At 40.7% G+C, this 12531-nt stretch carries 8 protein-coding genes and 1 tRNA gene; 2 read left to right on the plus strand and 7 right to left on the minus strand.

Annotation, left to right across the window (positions count from 1 at the left end; translation table 11 throughout):
• The 4 genes from V7M78_RS19740 to rlmD all read right to left on the minus strand — a co-directional run.
• A partial coding sequence (locus tag V7M78_RS19740; protein ID WP_333652239.1) for a type I restriction endonuclease subunit R occupies window positions 1-1909 on the minus strand: 1909 nt, incomplete at its 3' end.
• 247 nt (window positions 1910-2156) lie between these two features.
• Entirely contained in the window at window positions 2157-3386 is a 1230-nt protein-coding gene (locus tag V7M78_RS19745) for a restriction endonuclease subunit S (protein ID WP_333652241.1), read from the minus strand.
• Window positions 3383-5113 (minus strand): type I restriction-modification system subunit M, encoded by a 1731-nt coding sequence (locus V7M78_RS19750; RefSeq protein WP_333652243.1) that lies wholly within the window; start codon window positions 5111-5113, stop codon window positions 3383-3385. Before V7M78_RS19750 ends, V7M78_RS19745 begins: the two co-directional genes overlap by 4 nt.
• A gap of 490 nt (window positions 5114-5603) precedes the next feature.
• On the minus strand, window positions 5604-7274 hold the full coding sequence (gene rlmD / locus V7M78_RS19755) for a 23S rRNA (uracil(1939)-C(5))-methyltransferase RlmD (protein WP_442914683.1): 1671 nt from the start codon (window positions 7272-7274) through the stop codon (window positions 5604-5606).
• Between the two features lie 303 nt (window positions 7275-7577).
• Here rlmD and V7M78_RS19760 point away from each other — a divergent pair, with 303 nt between their 5' ends.
• Window positions 7578-8147 (plus strand): prolyl-tRNA synthetase associated domain-containing protein, encoded by a 570-nt coding sequence (locus tag V7M78_RS19760; RefSeq protein ID WP_333652246.1) that lies wholly within the window; start codon window positions 7578-7580, stop codon window positions 8145-8147.
• A 100-nt stretch (window positions 8148-8247) separates the two neighbouring features.
• Here V7M78_RS19760 and V7M78_RS19765 read toward each other — a convergent pair whose 3' ends face one another.
• The 3 genes from V7M78_RS19765 to V7M78_RS19775 are packed head-to-tail and all read right to left on the minus strand — an operon-like array spanning window position 8248 to window position 12286.
• Entirely contained in the window at window positions 8248-10035 is a 1788-nt protein-coding gene (locus V7M78_RS19765; RefSeq protein WP_333652248.1) for an aminopeptidase P family protein, read from the minus strand.
• Window positions 10032-11465, minus strand: coding sequence for a dihydrolipoyl dehydrogenase (gene lpdA / locus V7M78_RS19770; RefSeq protein ID WP_333652251.1), 1434 nt, complete (start codon window positions 11463-11465; stop codon window positions 10032-10034). The genes V7M78_RS19765 and lpdA overlap by 4 nt, the downstream gene beginning before the upstream one ends.
• 38 nt (window positions 11466-11503) lie before the next feature.
• Complete coding sequence (locus V7M78_RS19775) at window positions 11504-12286, minus strand: HAD family hydrolase (RefSeq protein WP_333652254.1); 783 nt, start codon at window positions 12284-12286, stop codon at window positions 11504-11506.
• A 129-nt stretch (window positions 12287-12415) separates the two neighbouring features.
• On the opposite strand from V7M78_RS19775, the gene V7M78_RS19780 reads away from it, so the two are divergent.
• A tRNA-Pro gene (locus V7M78_RS19780) sits at window positions 12416-12489 on the plus strand.
• Window positions 12490-12531 lie beyond the last annotated feature (42 nt).

Raw genomic sequence — 12531 nt, forward strand, 5'->3', positions numbered from 1 at the left:
CTTCTGTGTATTTCTCTCCATCGTCATCAACTTCTCCTGAGAATGCAACCAACACATCTAGGTCGATATATCCTTTTTCCTGTATCTGACGCTTAAATTCATGAAGATACCTAACTGCATGTAAACGAGATGGTGTGACAATCATTGCTTTTGCCTTGCCACCAATTTTATTCATTGTCACATTTCTGAATTGTTCCAATATAACGGAAGTCTTTTGAGAAATATTATGCGGATGCAGAGATTCATAATTCAGTATCGCTTTAACACCTGCAGTAGTATCCAATTTCGGATTATCTGCGATACTCTTGGTAATTTTATAATACATCTTGTAGGTCATATAATTTTGTAATACATCAAGAATAAAACGTTCCTCAATAGCTTGTCGCATAGAGTAGATATGAGATGGATGATATTCTCCCTCTTTATCACACCAGCCAAACAGCTGTAAGGTTTTATCCTTTGGTGTAGCTGTGAATGCAAAGAAAGATAGATTATCATGAATACCTTGAGATGCGAGTTCATCAAGAAGTTTATCTTCATCATCCTTACGTTTCGCTTCTTCTTCATATTCCATTTCAGCATATTCTTCAAATATCTTTTCCGTATCCGACAATGCACGTTTCAGTTTTTTTGCTGCGTCTCCTGTCTGTGAAGAATGTGCCTCATCAATAATAATCGCAAAACGTTTATTGCCGGATTTCACTTCTTTATAAATAACAGGAAATTTCTGCAATGTGGTAATGATAATACCAGTACCTGCTTCGATGGCCTCCTTTAATTGCTGGGCATTCTTATCAATCTTTTGCACAACACCTTCCACATGATCAAACTGATATACCGTATTCTGTAGTTGGCTGTCAAGAACCCGCCTGTCAGTAACAATAATTACTGACTGGAATATTTTAACATCATTATCATCATGTAGGCCACTCAAACGATGTGCAAGCCATGCAATTGAATTAGACTTGCCTGATCCCGCACTGTGCTGAATCAGATGATTTTTGCCCGCACCATTTTCTTTTACATCTGCAAGCAGCTTTGTAACAACATCAAGCTGATGATAACGCGGGAATATCATGCGTTCTTCTTTGATATCACCTGTTTTCTCATCTTTGATAACCTGCAAGTGTAAGTATTTATGCAAGATTTCAAGCAAACGGTCTTTACATAGAACTGACTTCCATAAGTAGTCTGTATCATAGCCATCCGGGTTTATTGGGTTACCTTTGCCCCCAACTTTGCCCGCTCCGTTACTACCTTGATTAAACGGCAGGAAATATGTTTTACCACCTTGTAAGCGAGTGGTCATATACACGTTTGTAAGGTCAACAGCAAAATGTACAAGTATACGATTTTTAAATTCGAAAATCGCATCATTACCTGTACGGTCAAATTTATATTGTGAAATGGCATTTGCTGCATCTTGCCCTGTGAACTGGCATTTCAATTCCATTGATACAATAGGGATACCATTGATGAAAAGCACAATATCTATGCTGTTTTCATTCTGTAAAGAATAGTGTAGCTGTCTTGTACAATGTAGGATATTAGAATCATACTGCTTCGCAATTGTTTCATTGATACTTGTTTCTGGTTTCCAGAACACTGCACGGAATTTAATACCACGATCAATAAAGCCTTGACGCATAACCCTTAGCAGACCGACCATTTTTACCTCTCGGCAGAAACGGTCTATAATTTGTTTTTCGCTGTCAGCTGCATAGATTTTCACATAGCGTTCCCATTGCTTTGGCTGACTTGTTTTAATAAAGTAAATAAATGTATCCTTGTCTAGAGCCAGCTTGCGGTCGAAGTTCTTGGGATTGCCTATAGTGTAGCCCCCCTCTGTACTGAGATAGCTTTCGATATCTTCCTCAAATCGTTTTTCTTTTACATCAAAATCCGACATATCACTTTCCTCCTATCACAGAAATTATGGTTGAAATCAAGCCACCCAATACACCTAGAACATCACTGACTATCGCAATTTACATCCTCGCCTTGATAGTATTTTGCTTTTTTCTCTTGGTCTGAAATCCAATGTGTCTTGAATCCAAAGATAAGTATTGGTATCTATTTTACTTCCTTTGTTTGTCCCAAATGCTTTTTCTATTTGTCTTTTATCTGCTCATTCTCAGATATAGGAAAATTCATAATTACACCTCCATCTTTCCCGTAATAACCTCATAAATAAGAGATTTCTTATATTCGCTTATTTTATCTATAACTGCCTGCTTGTGGTTAATGGCAGAATCTATTTTGTCACAAAGCTTTGTGATTCTATCGACAGCATGTAGTTGAACTTCCATTGAAGGAATATTAATTGATATTTGTGACAATAAATCCTGATTTATATTGCTGATATTAGAACCTTGACTGTATTTTTCAAGTTGTTTTCTGAAATATGGACTTCTAAAAAAAAACAACAAATACATATCGTTAAAAATATCCGTTCGAGTATTTCGAAATCTAATGCAAAAACCACTATAGGTAAGCGGGAAATCAATATTTTTAACCATAATACTACGTCCAACAAGGGCTTTGCTACCATTAGAACGCACAAAAATAATATCTCCACTTTTCAATAAATAATCATCTGCAATATCATTATCAATAATTACATCAGAGAACATATCTTCACTATTGAGAACAAAGTTATCTTTAAAATCTGCGACACCAAGAAATTTGATTTTTTGATTACTAGTGTTACTCGAGAAGTTCAATCCGTTCTTCATCGTTGCAATGTATCCTAAATGACATTTATCTCCATCAACATCTACAATTGTCTCGTTAATAACAGACAGCTTATATTCTTTCAATTTTTCAATCTCAATTTGCTCATGCTCAATGATAGTATCGATTTTTGCACACTTACAGTCGAGGTAGTCACAAATGTTCTCTTGAATTTGATATGGCGGGAAAACAATCGGAAGAACCGAAAAGTCTTCATAACTCAATGTATACCTAATATTTTTTGCGTAATGATTAAATTTTCTTCCATCAGAAACATATCTGAACCAATAATCAGCAAATTTAGGAACCATATTTTCTTTGCAAGTCAGCACACGATATGCTGGAGAAATCATTCCCTCAAAAGGACTAATGCCTGAGAATACCGCAGAAACATCTAAGTCAAACAAACACATTACAATATTATTTTTATATACATACTGATATGTATCAAAGCTTGCAGGCAATTTTCCTTCGGGGTTATTTATATCTTTCTCTTTAACACCTCTTGTAGTCAGAGACAGCAATTGAATATTACTAGATGCTTCTCCAACAAGCCGTTTTGAACAACCAAATACATTCTTATTTCTTGTGATATCCCATTCAACAGGAATTTGTCCTATGAAAGAAACACCACTGTCTTTCATCTCTCTCATATATCAAACACCTCTGCCAAGGCTCCGTCCAACTCGGTTTCAATGTCCATAATCTCTGCCATGATTTCAGCAGAACTGCGTGGTGCTTCATACTTATAGAAATAGCGTGTGAAAGGTATTTCGTATCCAACCTTTGATTTGTTCTTATCAATCCATGCCTCCGGTGCAAAAGGAAGAACCTCACGCTTGAAGTATGCTTCAATATCCTCTTTTAGAGGTACATTCTCAGTATCACGAAGAGAGGTGTCTGGCTGTTTCTTGCCTTTCTTTAACAGGATTTCTCCGTTTTCATCTTTTAATGGACGTTCAACAGTAATCTTGGTATAGCCAAAATCTTCGGTATCATAAATCTGACTAATCTCGCTTTCTTTGAAATCGCCATAAATCTGCGTAATGTCATTGATTGCAGAAGGTGGTATATCGTTACGTTTGTTACCAAGTGCCTTTCTACGTTTTTCATATAATCCATTACCATTGATAAGTTGAACCTTGCCCTCACGCTTCGTACCAGTTTTTTTATTAGAAAGTACCCAAATATAAGTGGCAATACCTGTGTTATAGAAAATGTCATTTGGCAGAGCAATAATAGCCTCAAGCAAGTCATTTTCTAAAATATATTTACGAATATCAGAGGGACCGCTTCCTGCATCTCCTGTAAATAACGGAGACCCATTATGTATAATTGCAATACGGCTTCCACCTTGTACTGTATCTTTCATTTTAGATATAGCAGTCATGAGAAATAACATCTGTCCATCACTTGCGGCAGGAAGCCCTGCTCCAAATCTTCCTGCGAAACCAAGCTTTGCCTCTTTTTCTACTTTAGCTTTTTCATTTTTCCACTCACGACCAAATGGAGGATTAGAAAGAATATAGTCAAAAGTTTGCCCTTCAAACTGATCATCTGAGAGTGTGTTGCCATCTTTGATGAACTCCGCGTTATTTCCTTTGATGAGCATATCAGCTTTACAAATAGCATAAGTCTGGTCATTTAATTCTTGCCCAAATGCCATTATTTCTGTGGAGGCATTCATTTTGTGCATGTATTCCTCAGCCACAGAAAGCATACCGCCAGTTCCGCAGGCAGGGTCGTATACTGTTTTTGCTACATTATTTCCTGAAAGTACATCATTATCATCATAAAACAGGATATTTACCATCAGTTCAATTACTTCGCGAGGAGTATAATGCTGTCCTGCATCCTCGTTATGTGCCTCAGAGAATCTTCTGATAATTTCCTCAAAAATATATCCCATCTCAAGATTAGAAATAACACTTGGGTGAAGATTAGCTTTTGGTGATGTGAATTCTTTTATGACAATATAAAGGATTCCTTTGTTCGCCATAGTTGTAATATGACCATCAAATTTAAACTTCTGGATAATATCCTGTACATTCTCTGAGAACCCATTCAGGTAGTCACGGAAATTTGCCTCGATATTATCCGGGTCATCAAGCAATTTATCAAAATCATATTTGCTTGTATTATAAAATGCGTGGTCGGATGCTTTACGCAAAAGCACATCTCGCATAGGTAATGCTTTTACACTTTCATATTTATCAAGCACTGCACTTTTGGTGTTAGCAAGAATACTGTCAAAACGCTTGATTACTGTCATAGGAAGAATAACTTCGCCATATTCATGTGGCTTATAAACTCCTGTCAATTTATCTGCAATCGCCCATATAAGGGCAGCTTTTTCGTTTACATTACTACTTAAGCTCATAATCCGAACCTCCATTTTTATTGTAAAATTTTCTTTATTTGACAGTGTGAATGACTGCTCATAGAAAATACTTAATTCATCTGCTAAAACTTTCGGTTCGCAGCAAATCAAACAGTTCGATTTTACAAACTGAACTTTTAATCATCATCAATTTCACCTCTTGTCACTAAGTACATTTTTGCATTATTTAGATTTTCACTAACTTTTCCTTCATTTATCCCACTTTCTTCAAAGCTAATAATAATGCGCATTCTTTATTATCTTCACCTTTTCTATACCCTGACAAATTATATTTCGTATAAAAATCCGCAAATCCTGATTTATTTCTCAGTACTAAAAATCAAGTGCTTATTTCGCAGACTTTAAACCTTTTGCCAAAACGTTAATTTTCCGGTTACCCCACCACGGTAACCGGAAACATATTGCTCCTCAACCAATCACAAAAGCACATCTACATATCCTCCCCAAAGCCTCGAAACCCTTTGATTTACTAGGCTTTCCTCCCCAGCAGTACGACAGTTTCCACATGCTCCGTTCCCGGAAACATATCCACTCCCCACACCTTCTTCGCCTCATACCCTTTCTTCCTAAAATACCCCAAATCCCGGGCCAACGTCTCTGGCCCGCAAGACACATATACCACCTTTTCCGGCTTTATCTTTGCCACCGACTCAATAAACTCCTCTGTGCTCCCACTTCTGGGCGGATCCATGAACACCACATCCACATGCTCCTCATTCTCCGCCATATTCACCATAAATTTGCCAGCATCATTACAAAAGAACCTAACATTCTTAATTCCATTAAGCTTGGCATTTTCAACTGCGTCGCGGACTGCATCACGGTTTAATTCCACCCCAATAACCTCTTTTGCATATTTACTTGCAACAAGCCCAATGGTTCCGATTCCACAATAAGCATCGATCACCCGCTCATTTCCCGTCAGCCCAGCAGCCTTAATAGCCAGATCATACAATACCTCCGTCTGTACTGGATTCACCTGATAGAAGGATTTGGAGGAAATTCTAAAACGGCAGCCGCATAAAATATCCTCAATATATCCCTTTCCATACAAAATATTTTCCTTATCACCCAGCACCATACTGGTATCCCGTCCATTGACATTCTGTATGATTGTGGTGATTTCCGGATGCTGCCTTCTCAGTTCCTTTACAAAATTATTTTTAGAAGGAAATATAGGAGAAGCCGTCACTAAAACCACCATAATTTCTCCAGTAGAAAATCCCCTCCGTATCAGCACATGACGAAGCAGACCATACCCTGAATCCTCATCATAAGTACGGATTTTAAAAGATTTTAACATTCCGCGAATGCTTCCAATGATCTCATCCGCTTTCTGGTCCTCAATTAAACAAGACTCCACAGGAACAACTCGGTGGGAATTAGCCTCATAAACACCGGAAATAGGATTGCCCTTTTTGTCATGATCAAAAACTGCATGAACCTTATTCCTGTAATGATAAGGATTCTCCATCCCAATAATAGGTTCTACCTTGCAATAAGGCTTCAGCAATTTCTCCAGCTGCTTCTGTTTCTGCTCCAACTGTTTTCCATAAGGCATATCCAAAATCTGACATCCACCGCACTTATGAAATACTGGACATTTTGAAGAACGTTTCTGAAACCTTTTCCCGCCATTCTCTTCCTCATGCCTTTTTTGACCGGTTGAATTACTTCTCATACCATCTTTCGGACTATTTGGGGTACTGTCTTTTGATCCCGCCCTTGGACTGCTTTTTACGCTATCCTTCGCCCCATACCTTGTACTGTTTTTCGTGCCGCCTTTCACACTATCTTTCATACTGTTTTTCGTGCTGCTTTTCAAACCGTCTTTTGCATTGTCTTTTACACTATATCTCGTGCCGTCTTTCGGACCACTTTTCATACTATCTTTCATACTGTTTTTCGTGTTGCTTTTTAAACCGTCTTTTGCATTACCTTTTACGCTATATCTCGTGCCGTCTTTCGGACCACCTTTCACACCATCTCTCATACCATCTTTCGTACCGCTTTTCACACCTTTTTTCGCCCTGTCATTCGCACTGTAATTCTCTTTCACTTTCCCTTCCTTCTCCCCACTACTCTTCTTCCCCTTCCAATCATCACGAAATCTCTCTTTTTTTATCCTATTATCTATCATCAACTCTCTCCATTCTTTTCCACTATAAATTTTATCTTATCACATAAAAATAAGCAGCATTTCACCAAAATCATTTTCCAGCAAAACTAATCCGCCGCTTATCCATTAATTCCATATTCACTCCTATTATAATACATTATTCCCCAGAAAACCACAAAATTTCTTCTTCCTTCTCAAACACCACACCATCTCCCATAATCCCATAAAAATCCCATAATTCCACTCTTTTCTCCAAAAACCCTTGCAATCTCCCACAACTCAGCTATAATAAGTCCTAAAAAGATCAAAAGGAAGTTTAACATCATGAATACCGAACAAAACACCTTCTATCTAGACAAAACCATATACTCCGGACGCCCTTTGGATATCTCCGGGCGGCTTCCCAAGGAAATTAAATCCTACGACCTAATGGATCAACTTAACATCCCCTATGTAAGACTAGACCACGATGCCCTCCCTTCCATGGAAGCATGCCGGGAAGTTGATGAGCTTCTGGAAATTGACATCTGCAAGAATTTATTTCTCCGAAACACCCAAAAAACAGACTTTTACCTTCTCCTAATGCCCGGACAGAAAAAATTCCGCACAGCCGTACTTTCAAAACAAATCGGCTCTGCCAGACTTTCCTTTGCAGAACCGGAATTTATGGAGAAATATTTAGATATTACTCCCGGATCAGTTTCCGTACTAGGACTTATGAATGATAAAGACCATCAGGTCAGGCTGCTGATTGATAAAGACATTCTTTCTCATGAATATTTTGGCTGCCATCCCTGTATCAATACCTCCAGCATAAAGTTCAAAACTAAAGATCTTATGGACAAGATCCTTCCTGCTATTGGTTATGAATACACCCTGGTGGATCTTTCATAAATACACAGACAATACATCTCCAAATCAATTTACATTCAAAACACCGAAATCTCAAAAACAGGCAGAACCGCCACACTCCGGTTCTGCCTGTTTCCATCCCCTAAATTGCCCTAGTATTTTCCTTCAGCCATAACTCCTCTTCCTGAGAAAGATAAGGAGAAAGGTTTTCATAAACTGCCTTATGATAATCATTTAATAACTCCACATCCCTATCCGTCATAATAGACCGATCAAGGGCCTCCAGATCAATGGGAGCCATAGTCAAAAACTCAAATTCCATAAACTGCCCATATTCATTTGCTTCCGCTTTCTTGCACACAATCAGATTTTCAGTACGGACCCCATGACTGCCTTCAATATACACTCCCGGCTCGTCAGATGTAACCATTCCTTCCTCCAGAACACAGTTATCCTGCCGCTCCGGAACCATGCGCCAGCGTATTCCATTGGGCCTCTCATGAACATTCAGCAGATATCCTACTCCATGGCCTGTTCCATGGTCAAAGTTAATTCCTCTGCTCCAAAATGGTTCTCTAGCCACATAATCCAAAGTAAGCCCCCTGCAGCCATACAGAAACTTCACCGCTCCCAAACGCAGCATGCTGATCACCGTCAGTGTAAAATGCTCCCGTTCTTCCTCTGTCAGCGGCCCCAATGCAACAGTTCTTGTCACATCAGTCGTTCCTTCATAATACTGCCCGCCGGAATCCACTAGATAAAGTCCTCTTGGCTCCAGCTTTGTATCATTTTCTTTACCCGCCTTATAATGACACATCGCCGCATTGGCTCCATAGGCGGATATAGTATCAAAGCTGATTCCCAAATTCCCTTCCTGTTCTGAACGCAGCCTGTCTAAATACTCCTGTGCGCTGACCTCAGTGATGACTTCCTTACCCACATTGTTTTTCAGCCAGTAAATAAATTTCACCACAGCTGCTCCATCTTTTTTATGGGCATTTCTCATATTTTCAATTTCCACCGGATTCTTCATAGCCTTTGCCATAACAGTGGGATTCATTTTGTCAATAATCTTGTTGGAATCATCAATGCTCTTATAAATAGCATAATTGATCTTACCAGTTTCCAAAAGAACCTTCTGCCCTCTCAACTGCCCTGCTGCCGTATAAATATCATTATAAGGGCAAACCGTAACTCCTAATCCCTTAAGATAAGTCTTTACTTCCTCATTTAACACCTGGTCATTGATAAATAAATAAAAGCGCTCCAAGGTTACCATAGCATAAGACAATACCACCGGATTGCACTCCACATCATTTCCCCGGATATTTAACAGCCATGCAATGTCATCAAGCGTAGTAAGAATATGAACCCCAGTCTTTTCCTTCTTCATCTGGGTTCTCAAATCTTCTATCTTCTGTGCAGACGATTTTCCTGCATACTTTTCTTCCAGAATCCATGCCGGCTGGGCTGATAAAGAAGGACGGTCCTTCCATATAACATCCACCAAATCCTCCTGGCAAGCCAAAGTTACATTCTTCTCCTCCAATAGCGCTTCCAAAGCCTGTCCCATCTGACAGTTAACCACCCGTCCGTCAAAGCCCAGACACCCGCCTTCAGGCAGAACCTGTTCTAAATATTCCTCAACAGTGGGAACCCCTGGCTGCCCTATTTTCTGTAGAGTAACACTGGAACCGTCAAGTTGTTTTCCCGCCTGAACAAAGTACCGTCCATCGGTCCACAATCCTGCTTCTTCTTTCGTAATAACAGCCGTTCCTGCGGAGCCGGTAAAGCCTGTCACAAACTCCCTGCATTTAAAATAAGCTCCCACATACTCAGATTCATGAAAATCTGAAGTAGGAATCATATAAGCATCTATACGGCGCTCTTCCATCAAACTTCTGAGCTGCTCCAATCTGTCCTGAATCATTCCCTGATTTCTCCTTTGGTTTCTAAATAATTTTGTATAGCTTCCGCAATTCCCTCGCTGTATGTGGGATGAGCCCGCATAGCAAGCATGAGCTGCTCTGCAGTCAGCCCGTTTGCAATGGCAGTGGCCATTTCGCTGATCATATCGGTGGCTCTTGGGCACATGATCTGAGCACCTACAAGAGTCCCGGAATATTCCTCAAAGACCAGATGAATGAAACCGCTCTGCTCCCTGGTAATAATAGACTTCCCATTTCCGCTCATTAAATAACGTCCGCAGCCCACTTTCATGTTGCAGGCGCTGGCGGCTTCTTTTGTAAGCCCCACAGAAGCCACTTCCGGTTCTGTGTAAATACAGCCCGGAATCACCGGAAGCTCTACAAACATGCCGTTTGGCACCACGGAAAGGCGGATAGTATGCTTTACCCCCGCTATTTTTTCCACGACATAAGTGCCCTGGGCGGCAGCCACATGGGCCAGCTTTTTATGATCCACCACATCACCTATGGCATAAATCCCCGGCTCACTGGTGCAGAAATTAGAATCTACCTTTAAATATTCGTTTTCCATTTGAAAATCCACATCAGGGCCAATAAGGTCTTCCATGTAAGGAGCCCGTCCCGCAGCTATGACGATCTGTCCGGAGCGAAGAGTCTGTTCCTCTCCGTTCATTGTAAACACACATACCAGCCCCTGACTCGAGTCCTCCCGTATTTCCTTAATCACCGTATTGCAGCATACGGAAATTCCCTTTCTACGCATCTCGCCTTCCAAAGCCTGGGAAACCTCGCCATCCATGGGGCCCAGCAAATGCCGCCCCCTTTCCAATATGGTTACATTGGAACAGAGAGCATTAAAAATAGTGGCAAACTCCACCCCGATCACCCCTCCGCCGATGATGGTAAGGCGGTCATAATTCCAGACCTCTGAGGTCAAAAGCCGGTCACTGGTCAGCACTCCCGGAAGGTCTGCTCCCGGTATATTGGGAACCACCGGCTTTGCACCTGTGGCAATGATAATATTATCCGCTTTGTAATAATCCTTTCCCTCAGGACCGTTCACCTCAACAGTATGCCCCCGGCGTATGGTGGCTGTTCCGCAAATAACCTGTACCCCGGCAGCCGATATAAGCTCTTTTATCTCATTCCGGTATGCCTTGACAGACCGTTTTTTGTAATGCTGCATCTTTTTAAAATCAAAAGAAATAAAATCTGTAGACACCCCGAATTCATCACTGTTTTGAAGCGTATCAAAAATGCTGGAAGCATGAAGCAGCGCCTTTGCAGGAATGCAGCCCTTATTGACACAGGTTCCCCCCAGCTTCTCCTTTTCCACAATGGCAGTCTTAAGACCAAGTCCTGCTGCCCTTAAAGCCGCAGTATATCCGCCCGGCCCTCCGCCGATCACAATTAAATCATAATGCTTTGCCATTTGACTCCTCCCCGTTTCCCCTGGGCTTTGGCCTTTTCCTAACGGATCATACCCAAATGCAGACAGGCCTTTTTAATTCCATCCCGGTCAATGGCATCCGTCACATAATCTGCCGCCCGTTTTAATTCTTCCATGGCATTTCCCATGGCAATTCCTTTTCCAGCCATTTTCACAATGTCATAATCATTCATGCTGTCTCCAAATGCCGCTGTTTCAGAAAGAGGCACCTGGAAATATTCGCAGAGCCTTACAAGTCCCATGGCCTTGGAAGCTTTCCGTTCCACCACATCGGCTCCTTTTTTATCTGCAAACATATGTACCTGGATTTCAGGGAATTGCTCCTCCATTGCCCTTGCTCCATGCTCATTCCCGATGTAGGCCATGGTTCTGACGTTCAATTCCATCAGTTTCCCCGGATCATCAAATATTCTTCCGCATTCTCCCCAGAGCCTTGTTTCATGCCTTACAATAACTTCCGGATTAACGTAATAATCCCTGTCCTCAATGGTGGCCCCAACGCTGTAGGGGGTATGTTTGGTATAAGCCAGTATTTCCTTTAAAAGCTGTTTATCAAACATGTGTTCATAAATGAGTTTATTTCCCACTGTTACCTTGGTTCCATTGAGATGAATGATGGCATCAGGCCTTACCGCATCCCGGATTTCTGTGCTATATACAGAATCCATATCCCGCCCTGTCGCTATAACGATAATATGATTCTCCCGCAGCTTTTCTATTGTCTCCAAAGCGCTGGCAGGTATTCTCCAGTCTTTATGATCCAGCAGAGTCATATCCACATCAAAGCTCACAATTGGTTTCATCTATTTTCACCTATTTTCTGCTCAAAATGAACTTGTCTTTACCATAATATCCTATATTTTAAAATTTTTCAACAAATATACTTTACCAATCCGAAACTTTCTGCTATAATATCATTCGTGTGAGACAAACGGAGTATGGCGTAGCTTGGTAGCGCGCTCGGCTGGGGGCCGAGAGGTCGCAGGTTCAAATCCTGTTACTCCGATTCTGCATTAGGGCAAGAATCCTTATAAAATAAGGGTTTTAG

It is taken from the genome of Lacrimispora sp. (genome assembly GCF_036758025.1).
GTDB lineage: Bacteria > Bacillota > Clostridia > Lachnospirales > Lachnospiraceae > Lacrimispora.

What these genes read in the sequence shown, in the direction of transcription:
- V7M78_RS19745 (WP_333652241.1), bottom strand. Translation starts at nt 3,386, where the DNA reads ATGAGAGAGATGAAAGACAGTGGTGTTTCTTTCATAGGACAAATTCCT.
- V7M78_RS19750 (WP_333652243.1), bottom strand. Translation starts at nt 5,113, where the DNA reads ATGAGCTTAAGTAGTAATGTAAACGAAAAAGCTGCCCTTATATGGGCG.
- rlmD (WP_442914683.1), bottom strand. Translation starts at nt 7,274, where the DNA reads ATGATAGATAATAGGATAAAAAAAGAGAGATTTCGTGATGATTGGAAG.
- V7M78_RS19760 (WP_333652246.1), top strand. Translation starts at nt 7,578, where the DNA reads ATGAATACCGAACAAAACACCTTCTATCTAGACAAAACCATATACTCC.
- V7M78_RS19765 (WP_333652248.1), bottom strand. Translation starts at nt 10,035, where the DNA reads ATGATTCAGGACAGATTGGAGCAGCTCAGAAGTTTGATGGAAGAGCGC.
- lpdA (WP_333652251.1), bottom strand. Translation starts at nt 11,465, where the DNA reads ATGGCAAAGCATTATGATTTAATTGTGATCGGCGGAGGGCCGGGCGGA.
- V7M78_RS19775 (WP_333652254.1), bottom strand. Translation starts at nt 12,286, where the DNA reads ATGAAACCAATTGTGAGCTTTGATGTGGATATGACTCTGCTGGATCAT.